The sequence below is a fragment of the Aquirufa regiilacus genome (assembly GCF_032470275.1).
Lineage (GTDB): Bacteria > Bacteroidota > Bacteroidia > Cytophagales > Spirosomataceae > Aquirufa > Aquirufa regiilacus.
The window spans coordinates 1077462-1100747 of sequence record NZ_JAVNWW010000001.1 but is presented as its reverse complement, the minus strand read 5'-3'; the positions used below and the strand labels follow the sequence as shown (position 1 = coordinate 1100747).

Annotated in this window: 22 protein-coding genes; 10 read left to right on the top strand and 12 right to left on the bottom strand. The window is 39.1% G+C overall.

Annotation, left to right across the window (positions count from 1 at the left end; translation table 11 throughout):
• Positions 1-98 precede the first annotated feature (98 nt).
• Genes PQG45_RS04855 through queA form a run of 5 tightly spaced genes read right to left on the bottom strand, consistent with a single transcriptional unit; the run spans position 99 to position 5594 of the window.
• Entirely contained in the window at positions 99-284 is a 186-nt protein-coding gene (locus tag PQG45_RS04855) for a hypothetical protein (RefSeq protein WP_315575290.1), read from the bottom strand.
• On the bottom strand, positions 274-1455 hold the full coding sequence (locus PQG45_RS04850) for an MFS transporter (RefSeq protein WP_316070370.1): 1182 nt from the start codon (positions 1453-1455) through the stop codon (positions 274-276). Before PQG45_RS04850 ends, PQG45_RS04855 begins: the two co-directional genes overlap by 11 nt.
• Positions 1455-3824 carry an efflux RND transporter permease subunit gene (locus PQG45_RS04845; RefSeq protein ID WP_316070369.1) on the bottom strand — a complete coding sequence of 790 codons (2370 nt, stop codon included), beginning with the start codon at positions 3822-3824 and terminating at the stop codon, positions 1455-1457. The genes PQG45_RS04850 and PQG45_RS04845 overlap by 1 nt, the downstream gene beginning before the upstream one ends.
• 4 nt (positions 3825-3828) lie before the next feature.
• On the bottom strand, positions 3829-4521 hold the full coding sequence (locus PQG45_RS04840; protein WP_315575294.1) for a 2-C-methyl-D-erythritol 4-phosphate cytidylyltransferase: 693 nt from the start codon (positions 4519-4521) through the stop codon (positions 3829-3831).
• Positions 4522-4541: 20 nt separating this feature from the next.
• Positions 4542-5594 carry a tRNA preQ1(34) S-adenosylmethionine ribosyltransferase-isomerase QueA gene (gene queA, locus PQG45_RS04835; protein WP_315575296.1) on the bottom strand — a complete coding sequence of 351 codons (1053 nt, stop codon included), beginning with the start codon at positions 5592-5594 and terminating at the stop codon, positions 4542-4544.
• A gap of 152 nt (positions 5595-5746) precedes the next feature.
• Here queA and PQG45_RS04830 point away from each other — a divergent pair, with 152 nt between their 5' ends.
• On the top strand, positions 5747-7048 hold the full coding sequence (locus PQG45_RS04830; protein ID WP_315575298.1) for a cryptochrome/photolyase family protein: 1302 nt from the start codon (positions 5747-5749) through the stop codon (positions 7046-7048).
• On the opposite strand, the gene PQG45_RS04825 is transcribed toward PQG45_RS04830, so the two are convergent.
• Positions 7045-7785 (bottom strand): DUF3108 domain-containing protein, encoded by a 741-nt coding sequence (locus PQG45_RS04825; protein ID WP_315575300.1) that lies wholly within the window; start codon positions 7783-7785, stop codon positions 7045-7047. The two genes, PQG45_RS04830 and PQG45_RS04825, sit on opposite strands and share 4 nt — an antisense overlap.
• A gap of 230 nt (positions 7786-8015) precedes the next feature.
• On the opposite strand from PQG45_RS04825, the gene recA reads away from it, so the two are divergent.
• Positions 8016-9077, top strand: a complete 1062-nt coding sequence (gene recA / locus PQG45_RS04820) for a recombinase RecA (protein WP_315575302.1) — start codon at positions 8016-8018, stop codon at positions 9075-9077.
• 46 nt (positions 9078-9123) lie between these two features.
• On the opposite strand, the gene dnaA is transcribed toward recA, so the two are convergent.
• Positions 9124-10560, bottom strand: a complete 1437-nt coding sequence (gene dnaA, locus PQG45_RS04815) for a chromosomal replication initiator protein DnaA (protein ID WP_315575303.1) — start codon at positions 10558-10560, stop codon at positions 9124-9126.
• Positions 10561-10965: 405 nt separating this feature from the next.
• Positions 10966-11820 carry a diacylglycerol/lipid kinase family protein gene (locus tag PQG45_RS04810; RefSeq protein WP_315575305.1) on the bottom strand — a complete coding sequence of 285 codons (855 nt, stop codon included), beginning with the start codon at positions 11818-11820 and terminating at the stop codon, positions 10966-10968.
• Positions 11821-11871: 51 nt separating this feature from the next.
• On the opposite strand from PQG45_RS04810, the gene PQG45_RS04805 reads away from it, so the two are divergent.
• Positions 11872-12276 carry a MaoC family dehydratase gene (locus PQG45_RS04805; protein WP_315575307.1) on the top strand — a complete coding sequence of 135 codons (405 nt, stop codon included), beginning with the start codon at positions 11872-11874 and terminating at the stop codon, positions 12274-12276.
• Positions 12277-12339: 63 nt separating this feature from the next.
• Here PQG45_RS04805 and PQG45_RS04800 read toward each other — a convergent pair whose 3' ends face one another.
• Complete coding sequence (locus tag PQG45_RS04800) at positions 12340-12519, bottom strand: histone H1 (protein WP_315575309.1); 180 nt, start codon at positions 12517-12519, stop codon at positions 12340-12342.
• Positions 12520-12694: 175 nt separating this feature from the next.
• Positions 12695-13933, bottom strand: coding sequence for an aminotransferase class I/II-fold pyridoxal phosphate-dependent enzyme (locus tag PQG45_RS04795; protein ID WP_316070368.1), 1239 nt, complete (start codon positions 13931-13933; stop codon positions 12695-12697).
• 159 nt (positions 13934-14092) lie between these two features.
• On the opposite strand from PQG45_RS04795, the gene ggt reads away from it, so the two are divergent.
• Positions 14093-15781: a gamma-glutamyltransferase gene (gene ggt / locus PQG45_RS04790; protein WP_316070367.1), complete on the top strand. Its 1689-nt coding sequence runs from the start codon at positions 14093-14095 to the stop codon at positions 15779-15781.
• Here ggt and PQG45_RS04785 read toward each other — a convergent pair.
• Together PQG45_RS04785 and PQG45_RS04780 are read right to left on the bottom strand one after the other, a co-directional pair.
• A complete protein-coding gene (locus tag PQG45_RS04785; protein ID WP_315575315.1) occupies positions 15775-16476 on the bottom strand; it encodes a VIT1/CCC1 transporter family protein in 702 nt (233 codons plus the stop codon). The genes ggt and PQG45_RS04785 overlap by 7 nt on opposite strands.
• A gap of 5 nt (positions 16477-16481) precedes the next feature.
• Positions 16482-18065 carry a peptide MFS transporter gene (locus PQG45_RS04780; RefSeq protein WP_316070366.1) on the bottom strand — a complete coding sequence of 528 codons (1584 nt, stop codon included), beginning with the start codon at positions 18063-18065 and terminating at the stop codon, positions 16482-16484.
• Between the two features lie 171 nt (positions 18066-18236).
• Here PQG45_RS04780 and PQG45_RS04775 point away from each other — a divergent pair, with 171 nt between their 5' ends.
• Genes PQG45_RS04775 through lepB form a run of 6 tightly spaced genes read left to right on the top strand, consistent with a single transcriptional unit; the run spans position 18237 to position 23224 of the window.
• Positions 18237-19016, top strand: coding sequence for a ParA family protein (locus tag PQG45_RS04775; protein ID WP_315575319.1), 780 nt, complete (start codon positions 18237-18239; stop codon positions 19014-19016).
• Between the two features lie 11 nt (positions 19017-19027).
• Positions 19028-19951 carry a ParB/RepB/Spo0J family partition protein gene (locus tag PQG45_RS04770; protein WP_315575320.1) on the top strand — a complete coding sequence of 308 codons (924 nt, stop codon included), beginning with the start codon at positions 19028-19030 and terminating at the stop codon, positions 19949-19951.
• 39 nt (positions 19952-19990) lie between these two features.
• Positions 19991-20572, top strand: coding sequence for a DUF5683 domain-containing protein (locus PQG45_RS04765; protein WP_316070365.1), 582 nt, complete (start codon positions 19991-19993; stop codon positions 20570-20572).
• Positions 20573-20577: 5 nt separating this feature from the next.
• Complete coding sequence (gene dapB, locus PQG45_RS04760; protein ID WP_316070364.1) at positions 20578-21291, top strand: 4-hydroxy-tetrahydrodipicolinate reductase; 714 nt, start codon at positions 20578-20580, stop codon at positions 21289-21291.
• A 5-nt stretch (positions 21292-21296) separates the two neighbouring features.
• Positions 21297-22079, top strand: coding sequence for a phytanoyl-CoA dioxygenase family protein (locus PQG45_RS04755; RefSeq protein ID WP_316070363.1), 783 nt, complete (start codon positions 21297-21299; stop codon positions 22077-22079).
• Positions 22076-23224, top strand: a complete 1149-nt coding sequence (gene lepB, locus PQG45_RS04750) for a signal peptidase I (protein WP_315575325.1) — start codon at positions 22076-22078, stop codon at positions 23222-23224. Before PQG45_RS04755 ends, lepB begins: the two co-directional genes overlap by 4 nt.
• The last annotated feature ends 62 nt before the right edge of the window (positions 23225-23286 follow it).

Sequence of the window (23286 nt, the reverse complement as noted above, 5' to 3'; positions counted from 1 at the left end):
GAATGCAAATTTCTACGATTTGCATCTTTCAAATAAACTTATGTACTTATTATTTGAATATTACAGTGATAAATTAGAAAAGTATAATATTTAAACGCTTAAAATTCTGTTTTTAAGGGGTATTTGCGGCGGATTTTATTCAGTTGGAACTTATATTGCTCGGTAAAACTATTGGGATGCATCTGTGAAAATGCCGTTTCCCATGTTAAAAACAAGCGACTTTCTTGCTCCTTAAAGTCAGCAGGAACAATGTTTTTACTGATTAAATAGTCATTAAAGTCCATTTTTTTGCCAGTTTTTATGATAGTTCAATAATAGGATAAAAGAAATTAGCGCTAATACGCCCGAAATGGCGAATGGGATAGGTATACGTTCTTGAAGGCCTTTGTAAATCATGCCTGCAAATAATGCACCTAGGCCAATGCCCACTTCCAATGCGATATACATCGTCGCCATCGCACGCCCCATGTGATTTTTATTGGCTAAATCCGTCGTCCATGCGGCCAGGGTAGGGGTGTTGAATCCCCAAGCAAAGCCAAATAAAATGGCAGATAAAATGACGGTATAACTATTGAGCTGGATAAGCATGGCTGCCATAGAGGCCGCTAGGACAGCAGTTGATATTAATAAGACAGGAATTCGTCCATAGCGATCAGACGATTTAGAGAAAAATATTCGAACGACGATGGAGGATATGGTGTAAATCGTGAAATATAGGCCCTTGTTATGCCAACCGATTTGCTTGGAGATGTCGGGCAATAAGGTTACAACGACTCCTGAAGAAAAGGATACCAGCAGCATGATCCAAAAAACCGGAAGAATATTAGGTTCAAATACGTCGGACCACGATATTTTAAACAATTTCCATGAGAATTTGGACTTCATGGCCGGTGCCAGAGTCTCCTTCATGCGCATCAGAATGAGGATGGAAAGCAAAGCGAATAGGGAAGAAATCCAGAACATTTCTTTCAGCCCATAAGTAGCGGCTAAATAACTTCCAATGGCAGGCCCTATGGACATGCCTGTGGCGGTAAAGATTCCCAAGCCCCCTTGGGCTTCTCCACGTCTGTTTTCAGGAATGATGTCGGCGACGTATGCAGCTGTTGCAGTGGGTTTGGTACCCGTAGACATGCCATGCAAGAACCTTAAGAAAAGAAACCCTTGCACCGTATGAATGAGTGGATAAAGTCCACCACAGAAGAAACAAACTATGGATCCGAAGGCCATGACGGGTATCCGACCGACGTGATCTGTAAGTTTTCCAGAAAAGGGTCTACTTAATCCTGCCGTTAACGTGAAGAGTGCAATGGTATAACCGATGTATTCTTTGCCACCCATGCTCGCCAAATAATCCGGCAATTCGGGGATGATCATCGAAAAGCTAGCTGAAAACAAGAAATTACTAAGGCTTAAGAGCCAAAATTGAAGTGTATATATGGTTTTTTGTTCCTCCATTATACTTCTTCGATTAATTCCTCAATGGCTTTTTTATTCATTCCCATTAAAAATGCAGGCAATAAAATCAAATTGCAGATCATCGCCATAAGCAGGGTGATGGATACTAAAACACCCAATGCTTGCGTCCCTTTAAATGTGGATGCTGTGAATATAAAGAACCCAAAAAACAAAATCATCGCTGTGTAAAACATGGATACGCCCGTTTTTTGAATCGTAATTTGTACGGCTAGTTTAACATTTTTGGCATTCTTCAGCCATTCTTCTTTGTAACGTGTGAGGAAATAGATGGTTCCATCGCTCGAAATGCCAAAGGCAATCGAGAAAATTAAAATGGTACTTGGTTTTAATGCAATATGGAAATAGCCCATTAATCCGGCTGTAATCATTAAAGGAATTAAGCTGGGCAGGGTGGAAATGATAATCATTTTCCAACTCCTAAATAAGAATCCCATCAAGACGCAAATAAGAAAAATAGCTGTTAGGGTACTTTCAATGAGGTTCTTCTGAAGGTATTCCGTTTGGAAAGCGTAAATAATAGAATTGCCAGTGACCTTAGCTTCATATGCTCGTTTATCGGAAGCTGGCAAGATTTCTCCTGTTTCCACATCCGTACGAAATATACTGTCAATCTTGGGTTGGATTTCATCAAACAGTTGTTTTGTTCGAACGGTTCCTACATCAGCCATTTGAAAACTGATGCGTGTGAAGCGCTTTTCAGCATCTATAAAGCCATTGAAAAGGTTGTTTTTACCATTTAAACTGCTGTTAAACTCTTTTAGTTTGGCTAATTCATCGATGCCCGGCAAGGTAAAATACTTGGGATCTCCGCCTCGGTACACTTGGTACAAGTATTTGGTTGCCGTAAGCAAAGAAAGCCCTTGAGTAAATTCGGGATATTTTGCCAGGAGCTTTTCGGTGCGCTTCATTTTGGCCAAAATCTCGGGTGTTAAGGCTCTCCCGGGTTCATGCGCATCAATAGACACCTCGAATGGCATAACGCCTTTAAAGTGTTTTTCAATGAACTTTAAATCGGTGTATATGGCATTATCTTGTGGAAGATCGTCAACGATGTAACCTACGGCTTCAATTTTCGATAATCCATATAGTGAAATGGCTAAAATTACCCCAATGATGCTATAGATAAATTTACGATGTCCGAATACCCAAACTTCTATATTAGTTAATAAGCGATTAACCCGTTTCGATTCAAAATGCGCTAAATCCTTTGGTTTAGGTGGATTCAAGTAGCTAAAGAAAATGGGGATGAGTAATAAAGAAAAAAGGAAGGTCAACATGACATTAAGAGCAGCGACGATTCCAAATTCAACCAAAAGAGCAGAACCCGTGAAAGCGAATACACCAAAGCCTATCGATGTGGTTAAATTGGCTAGAAATAATGTGCGTCCCACCGTGCCAGCACTTTCGACCAATGAAGCCTCTTTGTTCTTTGTTATGAGATACGTTTCATGGTATTTGTTTAATAGGAATATGGCATTAGGCACACCAATCACCACAATGAGCGGAGGGATTAAACCCGAAAGCAGGGTGATTTTAAAGCCAAATAGTACGATGGTTGCTAGTGAAGCGACGATGCCAATCAAAATGACGATCAAGGCAAAGAAAACGACTTGAATCGACCGGAAAAAATAGAAAAGTATCAAGGACGTCACCAAAATGGCTAATCCCAAAAATAAGACGAGTTCGTTGGTTACCTGCGCCGTTAATTCGGTTCTGATATAAGGCATTCCTGAAAAATGTATGGGATGCTTGGTTTTCTGCGCATATGCATCACCAATTTTCTTGATGTTTTTAACTAATTGAATTCGGTTCTTGTTGTTAATCGTCTTTTGATCCAACGTGATTAACATCATGTGTACCTTCAGGTCCTCGGTAAATAAGAAATTTCGGTATATCGGTAGATTTGCTAAGTTGGATTTTAAGGAATCCAAATCAATTTGTGTGCTTGTAGAGTCCCCCTCATAGGCTTTCTTCGATTTAAATTGATGTGCCGCACTATCTAAATACAGAATGGGTAGATTCGGTAAGGCTAAAATGGATTTAATACCGGATTGTTTTTTGACATCGCGGTATAATTTATTCCATGCATCAAATTCAGAAGGGGTGAATAATTCAGGATTTTCAAGGCCAATCACCATGATGTTGCCATCCTCCCCATATTTCTTTTTAAACGATTCATATAATTGGAAACGTTCATCTGATTTTGGAAGAATTTTGGCTAATTCATAGCTCAATTGAATTTGACTCGCTTCATAGACCAAGGCAACAGTCAAGGCGCTTAAAGCGATTAAAATTGCAATTTTATAGGCCAAAATTTTATTTGCAATCCAATTCCAAGTCTTATTCATAGGTTTACTTAGGTTGTGCTAAAATCGATTCAGCCAGGAACAAATCTTCGGGCGTCGTTATTTTGATGTTGGTATATTCACCTTCTACCAAGTGTATAATGGACCCATTAGCCTCCATCACACTCGCGTCATCCGTAAATAGCGGCGAATATGGCTGATTAAATGCCTCTTGGAGGGAATTTAATTCAAAAACTTGGGGCGTTTGGATGATTTTAACGTCATCGCGCAGCACGGATTTGAAAGCTTTGGCTGTTGAATCCCACAATCGAATGGAATCCTTGCTTGAGACAGAAACGACACAATTTCCTTTGTCGGCTGCCACGTCATAGGCCTTATTGATTGTGCTAGGTTGAATTAGAGGTCTTACACCATCATGAATTGCCACCAAACAAGGTTGGCTTGAATCAATGGCCGCTAAGCCATTTTTGCTAGAGTGAAATCGTGTTTCTCCTCCAAATACGATTTGATGGGGAGTTTCAAGCATGATTTCGGGGTATTTTTCACAAAGCGACTTCCAATAAGCGACTTGATCCGCAGGCAGTACGACGATGAGCGCTGTGTCTGCATCTGCTGCTTTGAAGGCAAGCAGGGTGTGATATAAAATGGGTTTGTTTTGAAGAAGCAAAAACTGTTTTGCGACGGCGCTGTTCATTCGCTGACCAGTACCTCCCGCTACAATGATTGCTATTTTTCTCAAAACAAACCCTAGTTTATAAATTAGATGATCAACATCACGTCGCCATAACTAAAGAAACGGTATTTCTCTTTGATGGCTTGTTTGTATGCCTCTTGAACCAAATCATATCCACCAAACGCCGAAGCCATCATTAATAAGATTGACTCAGGTAAATGGAAATTCGTTAATAAAGCTGTAGGAATCTTGAACTCGTATGGAGGGAAGATGAATTTATCTGTCCAACTGTTGATAGGTTTTAAATGACCACTCGCTGAAACAGATGATTCTAAAGCCTTCATCACTGTTGTTCCGATGGCTAAAACTTGCTTTTTGTTATCAATGGCAGTATTAACGAAATCACATGTTTGTGGATCGATCATGAAATGCTCTGAATCCGTTTTATGTTTCGTTAAATCCTCTACATCAACTTGGCGGAATGTTCCTAAACCTACGTGAAGTGTAATTGGAGAGAATTGAACGCCATTTAATTCCATGCGCTTCATCACAATTTTTGAAAAGTGAAGTCCGGCTGTTGGTGCTGCTACGGCGCCTACATGCTCCGCATAGATTGTTTGAAAACGCTCACGGTCATCTTCAGTTGCCGCACGTTTTAATCGAATTTCATCGGGTAGGGGAGTTTCACCTAATTCATGGATGGCTTGCATCAAGGCATCATGATCGCCATCATAAAGAAAGCGAATTGTCCGTCCACGAGAGGTGGTATTGTCAATAACCTCTGCTACCAAGTCAGAATCGCCAAAATACAATTTGTTGCCGACACGAATTTTACGTGCTGGATCCACCAAGACATCCCAAAGACGATGCTCACGGTTTAATTCACGAAGCAAGAATACTTCAATTTGAGCGCCCGTTTTTTCTTTATTTCCATAAAGACGTGCTGGGAATACTTTCGTGTTATTGGTAACTAATACGTCACCATCGCCAAAGTAATCGACGATATCAGTAAATTTCTTATGTTCAATCGTTTTTTCTTTACGATTCACAACCATCATACGTGCATCTTCACGGTTTTCGGTTGGATTTAAAGCGATTAAGTTTTGTGGCAAATCGAATCTGAATTCAGATAATTTCATTCGGATGGGTTTATGTTAAATGCTACCAAATGGTTTTTCGCAATTGGCAGAATAATTGGATTTACAAATATACACTTTTCAAGGGGGGCTTGTCAAGACATATTTTTTAAACAATTAACTTTGTGGCTTGTTAGCATTCTAAACAACGAAAAGTGAAGCAAAAAATATCAATATTTTGGTTTAGACGCGATCTGCGAATTGAAGATAACCACGGATTATACGAAGCGCTGAAGGGAGAATTTCCCGTTTTGCCGATTTTCATTTTTGATCCGAACATTCTTTTAAAACTGAATTCAACGCAAGACGCACGTGTCGAATTTATTTTGTCGGCTCTTCACGCTATTCAAAAGAGATTGCTTGAACAAGGTTCTTCTTTGAAGGTAATTCACGCGTCGCCACGGGAAGCCTATGAACAGTTAGCTGGTCAATATGATATTCAAGCCATTTATTGCAACCACGATTACGAAAAATATGCGGGTATTCGTGATGGTTCCATTCAATCATGGGCTAATCAGCGTGGAATAGGATTTTCTACCTACAAGGACCAAGTTATTTTCGAGAAGAATGAAGTATTAAGCGGTCAAAATACACCTTACACGGTTTTTACGCCTTATTCACGCAAGTGGAAGGAGCGGCTGGCCCAACACGCCATTCAAGTATACCCATCTGAAACCCTGCAGAATTATGTAAAATTCACAGAAGAGTTACCTAGTTTGGGAAGTTTAGGTTTTGCAAACACAGGTTTATTATTTCCAGGAAATTCAGTGTCCATGGAAATTATTCAAGGGTACCAAGCAAATCGTGATTTTCCAGCGAAAGGAGCAACTTCTCGTTTGTCGGTCCATTTGCGTTTTGGAACAGTTTCTATTCGTTCGTTGGTTAAACAAGCGATTGGGGTATCGGAAACCTGGTTGAATGAATTGATTTGGCGCGATTTTTATTTTAATATATTGTTTCATTTTCCTCATGTTTCGGATGGCCATGCTTTCCGCAAGGAATATGATCGGATGGAGTGGCGAAATAATGAAGTTGAATTTAAAGCCTGGTGCGAAGGACAAACGGGTTACCCAATCGTAGATGCGGGTATGCGAGAATTAAATTCGACAGGTTTCATGCATAACCGAGTTCGTATGATTGTCGCGAGTTTTCTTGTTAAGCATTTATTAATCGATTGGCGCTGGGGTGAGTCTTACTTTGCTGAAAAATTGCTTGATTTTGATTTAGCAGCTAATAATGGCGGGTGGCAATGGGCGGCAGGATGTGGATGTGATGCAGCTCCCTATTTTCGAGTGTTTAATCCAACATTACAAACCCAAAAATTTGATAAGGAGTTGGCTTATATTCGTAAATGGGTGCCCGAGTTTCAAGAATTGTCATACCCTCAGCCGATAGTTAATCATGAATTTGCGCGTGAAAGAGTATTAGTGGCTTATAAAAAAGCGTTGGGGCGTTAGTAAATCTTTTTGCCTTGGATTTTGTAATCGGCCAAATCGATGGATAGAAAACCTATTTTAAGGTTCACCTCCATTTTAAATGGTATTTGATATTTATCGCGGCTGATCCATAATCGGATGGCATCATCATCTTTAAACAGGTTGTTTTTTGGGAGTACGAGCGATGTACGAATGCATTTGACGGGCCCTAAATCACCATTGACTGTTTCAAATCCTTTGAATATGAACCAAATTTCATAAATACTGCCATCAACAAGGACTTTTGCGCTGAGTTTTTCACCGATATTCATCGAAGCTAATTCCTTGTTGCGTAAATAAAAATAACCTCCAATCAAGTCGAGTGTTGACGGGCTAATATTGATAAGTTTATCGTTGGGTGTATTTTGGGGTGAGTGAATTTTGGCCTGACCTGTCTCTTGTGCAAAATATACGTTTTCTTGTTTTTTGTAACGTCCCTCTCTTTTTCGCATTTCTGTTTTAATTGGCATCAGCGTATTTACGTCTAGGTAGGCTGACCAATAATCCTCCACAGGAGAGAAATATTTAAGCCAAGTGACAGTTTGGCCCAGAATTTCTACTTTCCGGCAAGCGTGGTTATTGATGTTCGTGATTGTGTTACTTGTCTTAACTGTTGCTGTTGCAGCCTCAATAAAGCCTAAATGTATACGGTAATTTAGTTGTTCGTTCCCTTGAAATACAGGTAGTTCTTGTCCTTTAGTTTGAAAGTTCAGTGACAAAATTATTCCATAAATTAATATAATAGAGGACAGGAATTTTTGAGATGTTTTCAATGGGCGAGTAGACAATGATTTTGTATTTAAATGTATTAAATTTTAGTGTCAAATCTTGTTTGAGATTATCAACTAATTTGATTAAAGTTTAATGTCAATTAACTATTTTTGTTAGGATTTATCGAAGGGTAAATTTAGACATAATTAGATTAATCAAAATTATCAATAAATATAACATGGCAAAACAATCGGATGGTGCTCAAGGCTTAGCAGCTGAGAAATTAAAGGCGCTTCAGACTACGTTGGAAAAATTAGATAAGGCATATGGTAAAGGTACTGTTATGCGCTTATCAGATAGTAAAGTAATGGATGTGCCAGTTATTTCTACGGGTTCTTTGGGCTTGGATATGGCTTTAGGAATCGGTGGGGTGCCACGTGGTCGTGTTGTTGAGATTTACGGACCAGAGTCTTCTGGAAAAACGACATTGACGTTGCATTGTATTGCAGAAGCACAGAAAGCAGGCGGTATAGCTGCTTTTGTCGATGCGGAGCATGCATTTGATCGTTCATATGCTGAGAAATTGGGAATTGATTGTGAGAATTTATTGATTTCCCAACCGGATAACGGTGAGCAGGCGTTGGAAATTGCGGAGCACCTAATTAGTTCAGGTGCGATTGATATTATCGTAATTGACTCGGTGGCGGCATTAGTACCGAAGGCTGAGATTGAAGGTGAAATGGGAGATTCGAAAATGGGTTTACAAGCTCGTTTGATGTCGCAGGCTTTACGTAAATTGACAGGTACCATTAACAAAACGGGATGTTGCTGTATTTTTATTAACCAATTACGTGATAAGATTGGTGTAATGTTCGGAAGTCCTGAAACGACAACGGGTGGTAACGCGTTGAAGTTTTATGCTTCGGTTCGTTTAGATATTCGTCGGGCGGGTCAAATTAAAGAATCTGCTGATTCGATCACAGGTAACCGCACACGTGTGAAGGTTGTGAAGAATAAATTAGCGCCTCCATTTAAAGTGGTTGAATTTGATATCATGTACGGAGAAGGTATTTCGAAGGCAGGAGAAATCTTGGATTTAGGTGTTGATTTGGGTGTTATTGATAAGTCTGGCTCTTGGTTCTCATACAATGGAAATCGTCTGGGACAAGGCCGTGATGCGGTGAAAGACTTAATCAAAGATAATCCAGAATTAATGGAGGAGATTGAGGCGAAGATTAAGGAAAAGGTAAAAGGAGATGAATCTGCTTTGTTGGATAAGGATGCAGTTGCTGCAGAGTAATCCTGTATTTGTAATGGCATAAAAAAAGAGGCTCAGGCCTCTTTTTTTAGTTTAAAGCGATATTGAATCGATTAAACAATTTACGTACTGTTTTTTCAACGGATTTGTCAGTTTCCATGGCTTCTGAGATGGATTGAACCGCATGAATAACGGTACTATGATCACGCCCTCCGAAATGGTAACCAATTGACTTTAATGGAAGGTTTGTTAGTTCCTTTAGCATATACATGGCTACTTGTCGAGGAAATACCGTTTCTTTTTTACGGCATTTACCTGTTAATAATTCCATGTCCACATCGAAATGTGTTGTAATAGCTTCTAAGATGTTATCAACGCTCAGTTCTTTCTCTTGATCATTTACGATGCTTTTAAGCGTTGATTTAGCTAGTTCTAAATCAATTTCCTTACGTGTAAGAGATGCTTGTGCCATTAAGGAAATAATGACTCCTTCTAATTCACGTACGTTTGTTTGAATGGAGTGAGCTAAATATTCTAATACATCAAAATTGATTTGAATACCATCATCTTGTAATTTCTTTTGAATAATGGCAATTCTCGTTTCAAAATCGGGTTGCTGTAAATCAGCTGTTAAGCCCCATTTGAATCGACTGAGTAGACGATCTTCCATGCCCGCTAAATCTCGAGGTGCACGATCCGAAGATAAAATGATTTGCTTTCCTGATTGATGTAAATGATTGAAGATATTAAAGAACGTTTCCTGCGTTTTTTCTTTACCAGAAAGGAATTGTACATCATCAATGATTAAAACATCAACCTGCAAATAGAAGTTGGTGAATGTTTCAATCGAGTTATTTCGAATAGCATTTACAAACTGATTCGTAAACTTCTCAGTAGATACGTACAAGACAAACTTGTCGGGAAATTGATTTTTGATTTCATTTCCAATCGCTTGAATTAAGTGTGTTTTACCTAATCCAACGCCCCCATAAATCATTAGCGGGTTGAAAGAGGTTAATCCAGGCTTGTTGGCAACGGCCATACCCGCAGCGCGACCTAATCGGTTGCAATCACCTTCGATAAACTTTTCAAACGTATATTTTGGAATCAAATAGGAGTCTAATTCCAAGGAATCTAAATCTTTAAACTGAAATGGATTGCTTTGAACTTGAACCTGTGGAGCTACTTCGTTGCGATACGGGTTTGTATGCTGGCCCTGTTGATTAATAGGAGGCAAGTTGAAGGTCAATGGCGGATTTTTGCGATCACCTCTGTCGACAACAATCGAATATTCCAACATGCCACGTTTCCCAACGGTTTGGTCAATGGCTTTTCGTAATGTGCCAACGAAGTTTTCTTCTAACCACTCATAGAAAAATTGAGATGGCACTTGAATAGTTAACGTATTATTGGCAAATCGAAGCGGTACAATTGGGCTAAACCAGGTAGTAAATTGTTGCTCAGAAATATCCCCCCGGATGATTTCCAAACATTTGTTCCACAATTCTTTTACCTCGTTATGCATCTAATTTGTACGCGTTATTATTTTTTGGGGTCAATAATTTCTTTCGTATAGCTATTCCATATTAGAATGGCTATACCTGTTTATAAATTTTATTCCTAATGGTTGGGTACTACTAAAAACTAAAAAGTTTTTATTGAGCGGGGAGACAAAAATAGTAAAATTCGGGGGTGTTGCAAATTCGAAATTATTTATTTCTTCTAAAATAGTCGCAGTAAAATTTGGACCTAAAAATTGTTCAACAATACAGCTATTCTAAGGGCTTTCTACTTGAAAAAGTCAAATAAAAAAAATCTAAATTATTTTGAATAAAAATCGTATTTGAAATTATTCTATTTAAATTTTTAAATATCAATTATGCGTTAAGTGCCTTATATTCAGTATTTTGTACGGATATTGCCTTAATATTTAAGGATGGACGACTAAAAGCTTTTCAGGGAGTAGTTCTATTTCAATTCGGTCTGTTTGTGTTTGTAAGCTTTCTCCATCGACATGATAATTTATGCCTTGAGCGCATTGGAGTTGGATCGATTTTGCTTGCAATACTTCGACCAATGAATGTTGGTGAATCTGTTTTGAAAATAGGCTAATTCCAAGTTGGGCTTTTTGCCATAAATTGCCATTTTTTATTTTAACTATTTCAAAAAGAGCATCTTGCAAATTTGAAATGGGCGATATGTATGCGTTATTTCCAAACTGATTTGCATTGGCAATCGTTACAGAAAAGTAGTTTTGTTTAGGTTGGGAGCCTACTTTAATTTCGATGGGTTTATAGGTAAGAAAAGCTTGTAAGCTAGCTTTAATGTAATTCAATAGACCTCTGCCATTGCCTGCGTGAAATATTGCAGCAACTGTGGCATCAAATCCAATTCCTGCTGTGCAGAAAAATGCTCGTTTGTTCCAGCCTAATACATCAATAAAGTCGGCATGCCCATGAAGTGCGATTTCAAGTGCTTTTTTGGTCTTCATGGGTATATTGAGGTGCCTGGCTAATCCATTGCCAGACCCTAAGGGGATGATGCCCATGGGAATGTCTGTTCCCTTCAGCGCATTACCTATTTCGTTGATTGTGCCATCTCCACCGATCGCAATGATTTTGAAGGGATTTGATGGAATGATGGACTTGATTATTTCCTCTGCATGATTGGGGTATTCCGTAAGTAATAGCTGTGAATTCGGAATCTTTTTAAGTGTATTTATCAAATTTTGTCGATATCTATTACTTTTGTTTCCAGCGTTTGGATTGTATATAAAATAAACCATGCAGTGATTTTTGTGCAATTTACCGCCATTTTTTAAATAATAGATAAGAATATGATCAAAGTAGGAGATTGTTACGAAATTGAATTTTCATTCACGCAGGATCAGGTAAATGATTTCTGTAAAATATCAGGAGATTTTAATCCATTGCATTGGGATGAGGCATTTGCTGCCAAGACCCCTTTTAAGAAACCAATAATTCATGGAGCGTTAATTGCGAGTGTGTTTTCGCGTGTGATGGGTATGGAATTTCCAGGTTCTGGAAGTGTTTATCTAAAGCAGATTTCGGAGTTTAAGCGCCCTTTATACGTAGGGCAAACGTATCAAGTTAAGTTTGAAGTTGCAACAGTTAATAATGTTAAACATACAGCTGAAATCAAAACGCAGGTTTTTGAAATGGAACGAGGTAAAATCATGGTAGATGGTATTGCATCTGTGATGCATGCCGATCTTTTTTAGAAAGTATTGAACATAAAAAAAAGCCCGATGTCGGGCTTTTTTTTATTGCTTAGAAATCTGCAATTATTTCGCTGCATTCTTTTTCTCTTGAACTTCAGTACGGATTTCTTGAGCCAAAGTTTTCAATTGTTGAAGACCACCTCTAACGCGAGTTCCAGCTGCCTGGTTTCCTTTGTCGTAGAATTTTTCGAAATCACCTTCTAATGATAAAATTAGGTCTTTTACTTGTGCAAATCTGCTCATAATAATTTGAATTTTTAGGTTGTAAAAAAAGTTAGATTGTCTTTATTCGCTGTTTGAAGCGCTTATAAGACGAAATTTAGTAAAATTTGCATAGCCCGCAAATTATTCTGCATAAAAAAGACAAAAAAAAGTTTAAAAAGTGAAAAAAAAGATAAAATATACCTTTTAATCAATTCTAATCTCTGTAATAGCCCGATTTTAAACGATTTTGAACTTCAGCAAAACACGTACATGTATATTCGATATCTTCGAGTGTGTGGGAAGACGTAGGAATGATACGTAACATGATTTGACCTTTAGGTACAACGGGATAAACAACAATACTGCAGAAAATACCCATATTTTCACGTAAATCACGAACGAGCTTTGTTACGGCATTAATATCATATTCGCCATGTAAGAAAACGGGAGTTACGGGTGACGTAGTTTCGCCAATATCAAATCCTTTTTCAATTAATCCTTTTTGAAGCGCTCTTACATTCGCCCAAAGTTGCTCACGTAATTCCGGATGCTTCTTTATTAATTCTAAGCGTTTCATTCCCCCGATTACAAATGGCATCGGTAATGCTTTTGCATAGGTTTGAGAACGCATATTGTATTTTAAATACATGATAATATCTTTTGGTGCTGCGACAAATGCACCAATCGCTGCCATTGATTTGGCGAAGGTTGAGAAATATAAATCGATCCCTTCTGTGCAATTTAAATGCTCACCAACCCCACGACCATTGGCACCCATCGTACCAAATCCATGTGCATCATCAACCAATAGTCGGAAATTGAAGTCTTTTTTCATCTCGACAATCTTATCCAGTGAACCTACCTTTCCTGACATACCAAAAACACCTTCTGTGATTACCAAAATGCCACCACCTGTTTCTTGTGTTCGCTTTGTGGCACGCTCCAAGTTCTTGCGCAATGAATCCATGTCATTGTGGTTAAACTTGTAGTAGTCTCCCATTTTTGCTTTATGTAAACGAATGCCATCAATTAAGCATGCATGTGACTCGGCATCATATACGATGATATCCCGGTGATCAACCATACATTCAATGATTGACATGACACCTTGGTAGCCATAATTCAAAAGAAATGAATCTTCTTTGCCTACAAATTCTGCTAATTGTCTTTCAAATTCTTCGTGCTCATCTGTATTGCCTGACATCATACGAGCCCCCATTGGGTAGGCTAAACCGTATTTTGCTGCAGCATCTGCATCTGCTTTACGAACCTCTGGATGATTGGCTAATCCTAAATAGTTGTTCAACGACCAGTTTAACATTTCTTTGCCCATGAAGGTCATGCGAGGACCTAATTCACCGGTCAACTTAGGAAATGAGAAATAATGGTGGGAATAATGGGCATGGGCTCCAATGGGTCCCATGTTTTTGACAACTTTCTCGAAAATATCCACTTTAATTGCTTTAAGGTTTGTAAATACTTAATACGTAAGACAAAGGTAAATTTAAATTTTTATTATCACAATGTTAATGAATTGAGGTTTTGATGAAATTATTACTTTAATTCGCTAATGCTTTTTTAAAATGCCATTTCATCCATAATGCAATTTCACATGAATCGAATATTATTTTTCTTTTTCTTTCTTTTTTCATCTTCATCGTTTAGTCAAGCTACAATTAAACCGCTCGTTGAGGCTTCCCAAGGTATGGTTGTAACGACTCATCCAGCGGCAAGTAACATTGGACTTGAGATATTAAAAAAAGGAGGAAATGCCATTGATGCAGCGGTGGCAGTGAATTTTGCCTTAGCCGTTTGTCATCCCGCAGCCGGAAATATTGGTGGAGGAGGTTTTTTGGTTTATCGATCTGCCAAAGGAAAGTCGTTTACTTTGGATTATCGGGAAGTAGCACCATTGTCAGGTTCACGTGACATGTACTTAGATTCGACGGGTCAAGTGATACCTGGGAAGAGTTTATTGGGAATCCATTCCGTAGGAGTTCCTGGGGCGGTCGCGGGAATGCAAGCGATGCACAAACGTTTTGGCAAGCTTTCTTGGGCAGATTTAGTTCAGCCTTCCATAGATCTTGCACGTCACGGGGTGATTTTGACGGAGAAAGAAGCGCGAGGACTTAATCGGAATCGGACAGATTTCATGCGTTATAACCCAGGAGGAGCCTATATGGTGAAAGCAGATAGTTCCCAATGGGCAACGGGTGAATTATTTGTTCAGACGGATTTAGCTACTACCTTAGAAAGAATTCGAGAAAAAAAGGCAAAAGGATTTTACGAGGGTGAAACAGCCAATCTTTTGGTCAAAGAAATGGAGCGACAAGGCGGATTAATTACACATCAAGATTTGAAATCTTACCGTGCGATTTGGCGTAAACCTTTAGTTAGTCAATATAAGCAGTATTCAATCATCGGGATGCCACCTCCCTCAAGCGGTGGTTTAGCTATTGGTCAATTGTTTAGTATGCTCAAAAATTTCCCCATAGCAACCTGGGGAGCGAAATCGGATTCAACCATTCAACTGATGATTGAAGCAGAACGCCGCGTTTATGCTGATCGGGCCAAGTGGTTAGGTGATCCTGATTTTGTTAACGTACCGCTCGCACAATTGTTGGATGCGTCATATCTCGCAAAGCGTATGAGTACGATGAACTTTAATCAAGCGTCGAAGAGTTCAGATGTTGCTGCAGGTGATTTCCCGGGCTATGAAAGTCCTGAAACAACGCACTATTCCATCGTTGATCATGCTGGTAATGCCGTGTCTATTACGACTACCTTAAATAATTCCTATGGAAGTAAGGTGTTTGTTGGTGGTGGCGGTTTCTTATTAAATGACGAAATGGATGACTTTAGTGCCAAAGCCGGTGTTCCTAATTTGTATGGACTCGTGGGTACGAAAGCGAATGAAATTCAACCACGTAAGCGGATGTTGTCAAGTATGACACCTACCATTGTAACAGAGGGTAATAAATTGAAAATGGTTGTTGGAACCCCGGGTGGATCTACAATCATCACAAGTGTATTTCAGGTGATGTTGAACAGTTTAGTTTTTGGAATGAACATGCAAGCGGCTGTAGAATATCCAAGGTTCCACCATCAATGGTTACCTGATTTAACCCGCTATGAGGAAAAACGATTTGATGAAGCACAAATGGGCCGATTAAAATCTAAAGGCTACGTGTTAACACCGTCTGGTAATATTGGACTTGTGGAAGGAATATTAGTCCTCCCTGATGGAAAATATCAAGGAGGTGCTGATTCAAGGGGTGATGATACCGCTTTGGGTTATTGAAATAATTTAGCGACTAAATAGGCAGCGGTTGCCGCTGCTGCACCAATTGAAGTTACTTTTAACGATCCTATAATTGGATTTTGCCCCGTTATTTTACTTTTGAAATAACCAAAAATCAATAATGCTAACACGGTCACGGCTGCGGAATATTTCAATCCATCAACGGGTTGTTCTACATAAAAATAGGGGAGAAGCGGAATAAATCCTCCGATAATGTATGATATACCAATGGTCAACGCGGAATTGCGAGCACGATTCGGATGAGGCCTTTCAAGTCCTAATTCAAAGCGCATCATAAAATCTACCCATTTGTCCTTGTCTTTGGAAATAGCTTCTACCACAATTTCCTGAGCTTCAGGACTTAAGCCGTAATCTTCAAAGACTTCTCTGATTTCCTCTTTTTCTCTTTCGGGTACACGTTCTACTTCTTCGTATTCTCGCTTTAATTCAGCTTCATAATGTTCCTGTTCGGTTTGACCCGCTAAGTAACCTCCTAGGCCCATCGCAATTGAACCTGCGACAATTTCAGCGATTCCAGCGGCAGTCACGATGGCTGCGGAGTCAACCGCACCAGATAAACCAGCGGCAAGCGCAAATGGGACAGTCAGTCCATCAGACATCCCAATTACCATGTCGGTGATAAAATCGGAACTTTTTAAATGTTGTTCGTGTAAATGGTGGTCAGGTCCGTGCATAATTTTTATTTGATGCCGTGCATCATTCGTTTTAAAGGTCCAGAAGCTAAGATGTATAATAAAATGGCAGCTAAGCCCGCCAAACTCACAAATACCATAAAGAATTCATATAGGTTGTGGATTTCAAAGCCTAAAAAACTCGGTAAGGCAACACCAGCAACAACTTCCGTTGGCGGCAATAAGGCTCCCAGCGTTCCAGCTAAGGCATAACCTGCAGCGTTTGCAATAAACCAAACACCCATTAATAGGGATGAGAAGCGCTTAGGGGCAAGTTTTGAAACAAGGGATAAACCGATGGGAGATAAGCAAAGCTCGCCCATGGTATGAAATAAATACATAACAAAGAACCAGCCAACGCCCAATTTATTACTTCCTAAATCCTTCACTTGTGATGCAATAATGAAATATCCAATGGCAAGTAACAATAAGCCAAAAGATTGTTTGGTTGGTGAATTTGGCTCAAAACCTACGTTTTGAAGTTTAACCCAAAGCCAACTAAAGGGCAAGGCCAATAAAATGATAAAAATGGAATTCGCATTTTGTACCGAACTAGGAGGTAATTCAATGCCTAAAAAATGCAAATCTGTTTGTTGGTCTGCGATAAAAGTTAAGGATGATCCTGCTTGTTCGAATGCAGCCCAGAAAAACATAACAAAAAATGCGATGATGTACATAACCCAAATACGATCGCGTTCTATTTTGGTCAATGTCTTATCTGTCATGATCAAAAAGGCCAAACTGATGCCTGATGCATAAATAATGGGGTAAATCCAGTCTTTTATCAGATTTGCTTCAGCGGTAACGATATAGAAATGGATTCCAAATACGAGTACGACAAATAATGCAAGCGTTGTCAAGATTGAATTCGTTGAAAATTCGGCTTTTTCAGATTCGTCCGAAACAGTTTGTGTTTGATTGAACACGGGTTTCAGCCCAACGGCCTCACCTGTAGGAGAGATAATGTATTTGTTTTTGAGGAAGTAAAATAAAATGGTTCCAAATAACATGGCTGATCCAGCAGCCAAAAAGCCCCATTTGAAGGCTTCTACGTTTCGAACGCCATCAACCTTAATGTCACCAACGAGCGGACAAATAAGCATTCCAAGGAAGGCGCCCGTATTGATTCCCATGTAGAAAATGGTAAATGCAGAATCCAAACGATTATCCCCTTTAGGGTATAGGGAACCTACCATTGAGGATATATTGGGCTTGAAAAAGCCATTTCCAATGATTAAAAACAATAATCCAATCCACATAAGTGAATTGGCTAAAGGAAAGTTGTCTAAAAATGTACTTGCTGAACCAAATAAAAAGAGCTGCCCAATTGACATTACGAGGCCACCTAAAATAATGCAATTTCGATTGCCTAAATAGCGGTCAGATACATATCCGCCCAACATAGGCATGAGGTAGCTTAATCCTAGAAACCCTCCATATAAAATGGACGCCTCGTTTTGTTTAAATGCCAAAGCATTGACTAAGAAAAGAGATAGAATGGCGCGCATGCCATAGAAATTAAATCTTTCCCACATTTCTGTGGAGTAAAGTACATAAAGTCCTTTGGGGTGAGCGGTCGAATTTTGTGTCATGTATAGGTTGTTGATAATCGGTGGGCAAGATAAAATATCTTTGTTTAAATCAAGCAAAACTTGAATGATAAAATTTCAGCGCTAGTTGGGCCAATTTTGAAAAAAGATGTGAAACCTTTTTCGTAATATTGTTGGTTCAATTCGTTAACGAAAAATTAATTCAAATCATTCATGGGTAAGATTATCGCAATTGCAAATCAAAAGGGTGGTGTTGGAAAAACAACGACGGCTATAAATCTAGCTGCAAGTTTGGCGGCATTGGAATTTAAGACACTTTTGATTGATGCGGATCCTCAGGCAAATTCAACTTCAGGACTTGGATTTAATCCCAAAGAAGTGAGCCGGAGTATATATGAATGTATGGTAGGTATTGCTACCGTTTCAGAAAGTATCCTAGCCACAGAGGTGCCTTTTTTGGATATTATTCCCTCGCATATCGATTTGGTAGGTGCTGAGATTGAGATGATTAATTTAACGAATCGTGAAGGAAAGATGAAAGAGGCGTTAGCGGGGATTAAAGATCAGTATGATTTCATTATCATGGACTGTTCTCCATCGCTTGGCTTGATTACGATTAATAGCTTAACTGCAGCAGATTCGGTCATTATCCCGGTACAATGCGAGTATTATGCGTTGGAAGGCTTGGGTAAATTGTTGAATACGATTAAGATTATTCAATCCCGATTGAATCCAGGATTAGTCATTGAAGGAATATTGTTGACGATGTATGATTTACGTTTACGTTTATCAAATCAGGTCGTTAACGAAGTGAATTCGCATTTTAAAAATATGGTTTTTGAAACCATTATTCCACGAAATATTCGATTATCGGAATCGCCGAGTTATGGTATTCCAGCTATCCTGCATGATGCAGATAGTAAGGGAGCCATTAGTTACCTGAATTTAGCCAAGGAGATTATCCTAAAAAATGGCCTATTACAAACCATTTGATTTAACATTACATGAGCAGTAAGCAAGAAGCAAATAAGAAGCGTATCGGATTAGGTAGAGGTTTGGGCGCTTTATTGGAGGATTCTGAGAATCTCCAAAGCTCTGCGCGTCAAGGTGCGGATAGTCTAGGTGGCCTAGATGGCGTAAATTTAATGGAGGAGATTCCTTTGGAATTTATTGAAACAAATCCCTATCAACCACGTGAGCACTTTGAGCAATCTGCATTACAAGATTTAGCTGAATCCATTCGGGTACAAGGGATTATTCAGCCTATTACTGTTCGTAAAGTGGCCCCTCGGAAATTTCAATTGATTTCAGGAGAGCGACGCTTACAAGCTTCGAAGATTGCGGGTTTAACCCGTATTCCAGCATATGTTCGTACAGCTGATGATCAACAAATGATCGAAATGGCGTTGATTGAGAACATTCAGCGTGAAAATTTAAATGCGATTGAGATTGCCCTTTCCTACAAACGTTTGATGGAGGAATGTGATTTGCGTCAAGAAGATTTGGGAGCTCGCGTAGGTAAAAACCGGTCAACGGTTACAAACTACATGCGTTTGTTGAAATTGCCACCGCACATTCAGGTCGCGATTCGGGATAATAAAATATCCATGGGACATGCACGTTGTTTGATTTCGGTAGAGAATATTGAAGTCCAACAGCAATTATTTCTCAAGACAATTTCGGAAGAATGGTCTGTGCGCCGACTAGAAGACGCGGTTCGTCAATCAGCGACACCTGCTGTCGATACGCCAACGGGTGGAGAAGGGAAAGTAAATACGAATGAACTTGCGCAATGGCAGCGTTCATTGACTGATTTCTTTCAAGCCCCTGTTTCTTTAAAAATGAATGAAGCAGGTAAGGGAGAGATGAAGATTACGTTCAAGTCGAAAGAGGAATTATTAAAAGTGCTAGAGGCTATTCGTTCGTAAGCTATGCGTATTCGATTGATGTGCTTTTTTTGTTTGATAATGGTTTCAAGTGTTGGGTTTTCTGCACCGTTGGATTCATTGCGGCTACAAAAGAATGATTCGGTCAAGGTTGTTAAAATGCCTTATAAAATTATTCCCCGACAAGCAACGTTGAAATCTTTAATGATTCCTGGTTGGGGTCAATTGTATAATCGTCAATATTGGAAATTACCTTTGGTTGCAGGAGCCTTTGTAACCTTGGGAATGATTGCAAATTATAATCAGGTACGATACACGAAATACAGAGGCTATTATTACGTCGTTTCCTTGCATGCTGATGATCCTACCTATGTCCCACCTGCAACGGTAGCCGTACCTTATGAGGATGGAGTTACGCGCGATTTAGATGTAAATCAATTGAAGCGAATCAATGATGGCTTTCGACGTAATCGCGATTATACGTATATCGGAATGGTCTTAGCATGGGCTTTGAATGTTGTAGATGCGAATGTTAGTGCACATTTAAAAACCTTTGATGTCTCTGATGATTTAAGTCTTCGTGTTAAGCCAATCATGGAAATGGACCCTTTATCACAAGGTATGGTGTCAGGTTTGAGCTTATCGTTTAATTTTAAAAAATGAAGTTTATGAAAATTGTATTAATTGGTTACGGAAAAATGGGAAAAGAGATCGAGCGCTTGGCGATCGGTCGGGGCCATCAAATCGTTGCGCGCATTGATGTAGATAATCAAGCCGCTTTAAGCCAATTAAGTAAACAGGATGTCGATGTTGCGATTGAGTTTTCAAATCCAGCATCAGCTTTTGGAAATATCATGACATGTATTGAGAAGCAAATACCTGTGGTTTGCGGTACGACAGGTTGGCTAGAGCAAAAAGCGCAAGTAGAGGCAGCCACAGCTAAGCATCAATCAACTTTCTTTTATGCGTCAAACTATTCCATTGGAGTTAATTTATTCTTTAAATTGAATAAAACCCTAGCCACGTTGATGGCTGGTCATCCGGAATATGACATTTATACGAATGAAATTCATCATTTAGAGAAAAAGGATTCTCCCTCAGGAACGGCTATTACGATTGCTGAAGGAATTATCGATGCCTATCCAGCCAAAACAAAATGGGTTAATAATGAGATTCCGGCAGCGAATGAAGTTGCTATTTGGTCACAAAGAGAATCTATTATTCCAGGAACTCATACTGTTAAATACATTTCGAAAGTTGATCAAATTGAGATAACGCATGAAGCATTCAGTCGGGAAGGCTTTGCTTTAGGTGCTGTTATTGCGGCGGAATGGGTAAAAGACAAGAAAGGTGTGTTGGGCATGGATGATTTATTAAATTAAGTAACATGGATCGTTTAGCTTTAAAAAAGGAATTACAAGAACAAGGCTTAATCATATTGCCAGGCTTTTTTGATCCTCAATTAATTGGTCAAATACAACAAGCTGCTAAGGCAATTTTTGAAATTCAGTTTAAGCGGTTTGGGATTCAAGGAGATTATTTGACGCAAATGCAAAGTCTTTTTGTGCATCATTTAGAAGAATTCATTGCTTGTGGAAAAATGATTCAAAGTGGTTTGATTGAGCTCTATCAATTAGCTGTTAATCCTGATTTGATGGCCTTATTGAAGGATTTAGGTCTTTCTCATCCCTTGATGTGTACGCGCCCTGTTTTGTTTTTCAATCATCCTTCCTTAGCCAAATCTGAGCATTTTTATAAGACACCCTTACATCAAGATTGGACGTCGATGTTGGCATCCGATGACTCTGTTGTAGTTTGGTTGCCATTAATGGATCTTGACATTGCGCACGGACCTGTGGTTTTTTATCCTGGATCCCATAAACTTGGCCCCTTAACAGATCGTATTGAATACGGATTTGCTGAAGTTGATTTTGATCGGTCATCTTTTCCACGTGTTCAAAAATCTATGAAATTGGGTGATGTAGCCATTTTTTCAACTTTACTAGTTCACGAGTCGGGAGTCATTACGAATGATGATATTCGATGGTCGTGTCATTTTCGTTACACCAATATGGAGGACCCTACATTCATAGAAAATGGGTTTCCTCATCCTTATATTTACAAACCCTCACAAGAATTAATCGATAAATATTTACACAAGAATTCATGAAACCAACTGAAAATAACAAGCCTAAGCAAAAATCACCATTCAGAGAATGGTTGGATTCAGTCGTATTTGCCGTAGTCGCAGCGACATTAATCCGTTTTTTCTTATTTGAGGCCTATACCATTCCTACTCCCTCGATGGAAAGTTCATTGATGGTAGGAGACTTTTTATTTGTAAGCAAGATGCATTACGGGGTTCGTACGCCTAAAACTCCTTTGCAACTACCATTGACACATCAAAAGATTTGGTTTACGAATTTACCATCTTATTTATCATGGGTACAATTGCCTACCTACCGTTTACCTGGATTTTCAAAGGTGAAGCAAGGAGATGCTGTCGTGTTCAATGTGCCTAATTTCGAAGAAGATGGAGATTCACCTTTGGATTTACGTACGTTTTATGTGAAGCGTTGTGTGGCTACGCCGGGTGATGTTTTGGAGGTAAGAGACCAACAAGTATTTGTCAATAACAAGGCGATGGAGAATCCTGAAAAGATGCAGCATCCTGTCTTTATGAAGACGAAAGAAAACTTAGATGATGCTTTTTTTGCTGAATACGGAATTCGTAATTCACCTGATGCTAGTTATGATTCAGCCGATTGGTTGCCTTTAGCAGATTCTACGAATCAATTAGCTGGTTACAAATTAAATACATCGAAGAAGCATATCGATGAAATTAATTCCTTGCCTTGGGCTAAATCGTTTGATTTGGATGCATTTAAGGATCCGAAGGGTTTGACGTATATTGATATGTTTCCGCACGATACGGTTGATTTTAAATGGAATCGAGATTTTTATGGTCCATTGAAAGTTCCTGCTAAAGGATTGACTGTTCAATTAGATCGGAAGAATGTCAAATTGTACCAGGAGGCTATTATCAAATATGAAGGGAATTCAGATATCGTTTTAGCTGGGGATAAATTAGTGAAGAACGGTCAAGCCATGACTTCCTATACCTTTAAACAAGATTATTATTTTATGATGGGAGATAATCGGCATAACTCAGCGGATTCTCGTTTTTGGGGATTTGTACCTGCTGACCATATCGTAGGGAAAGCAGTATTTGTTTGGATGTCGATTGATCCGAACAAACCCTTGTTCTCGCTCGATAAAATCCGTTGGAATCGAATCTTCCGATTCGTTGATTAATAAAAAAAGGCAGCTTTTGGACTGCCCCCAAAAAGTTAGACACTTATTGGGGCAGTCCAGTT

Excerpts from the sequence above, each read along its gene's own strand:
- PQG45_RS04855 (WP_315575290.1), bottom strand. The coding sequence starts at position 284 with ATGGACTTTAATGACTATTTAATCAGTAAAAACATTGTTCCTGCTGAC.
- PQG45_RS04850 (WP_316070370.1), bottom strand. The coding sequence starts at position 1,455 with ATGGAGGAACAAAAAACCATATATACACTTCAATTTTGGCTCTTAAGC.
- PQG45_RS04845 (WP_316070369.1), bottom strand. The coding sequence starts at position 3,824 with ATGAATAAGACTTGGAATTGGATTGCAAATAAAATTTTGGCCTATAAA.
- queA (WP_315575296.1), bottom strand. The coding sequence starts at position 5,594 with ATGAAATTATCTGAATTCAGATTCGATTTGCCACAAAACTTAATCGCT.
- recA (WP_315575302.1), top strand. The coding sequence starts at position 8,016 with ATGGCAAAACAATCGGATGGTGCTCAAGGCTTAGCAGCTGAGAAATTA.
- dnaA (WP_315575303.1), bottom strand. The coding sequence starts at position 10,560 with ATGCATAACGAGGTAAAAGAATTGTGGAACAAATGTTTGGAAATCATC.
- PQG45_RS04810 (WP_315575305.1), bottom strand. The coding sequence starts at position 11,820 with ATGGTTTATTTTATATACAATCCAAACGCTGGAAACAAAAGTAATAGA.
- PQG45_RS04805 (WP_315575307.1), top strand. The coding sequence starts at position 11,872 with ATGATCAAAGTAGGAGATTGTTACGAAATTGAATTTTCATTCACGCAG.
- PQG45_RS04800 (WP_315575309.1), bottom strand. The coding sequence starts at position 12,519 with ATGAGCAGATTTGCACAAGTAAAAGACCTAATTTTATCATTAGAAGGT.
- ggt (WP_316070367.1), top strand. The coding sequence starts at position 14,093 with ATGAATCGAATATTATTTTTCTTTTTCTTTCTTTTTTCATCTTCATCG.
- PQG45_RS04785 (WP_315575315.1), bottom strand. The coding sequence starts at position 16,476 with ATGCACGGACCTGACCACCATTTACACGAACAACATTTAAAAAGTTCC.
- PQG45_RS04780 (WP_316070366.1), bottom strand. The coding sequence starts at position 18,065 with ATGACACAAAATTCGACCGCTCACCCCAAAGGACTTTATGTACTTTAC.
- PQG45_RS04775 (WP_315575319.1), top strand. The coding sequence starts at position 18,237 with ATGGGTAAGATTATCGCAATTGCAAATCAAAAGGGTGGTGTTGGAAAA.
- PQG45_RS04770 (WP_315575320.1), top strand. The coding sequence starts at position 19,028 with ATGAGCAGTAAGCAAGAAGCAAATAAGAAGCGTATCGGATTAGGTAGA.
- PQG45_RS04765 (WP_316070365.1), top strand. The coding sequence starts at position 19,991 with ATGGTTTCAAGTGTTGGGTTTTCTGCACCGTTGGATTCATTGCGGCTA.
- dapB (WP_316070364.1), top strand. The coding sequence starts at position 20,578 with ATGAAAATTGTATTAATTGGTTACGGAAAAATGGGAAAAGAGATCGAG.
- PQG45_RS04755 (WP_316070363.1), top strand. The coding sequence starts at position 21,297 with ATGGATCGTTTAGCTTTAAAAAAGGAATTACAAGAACAAGGCTTAATC.
- lepB (WP_315575325.1), top strand. The coding sequence starts at position 22,076 with ATGAAACCAACTGAAAATAACAAGCCTAAGCAAAAATCACCATTCAGA.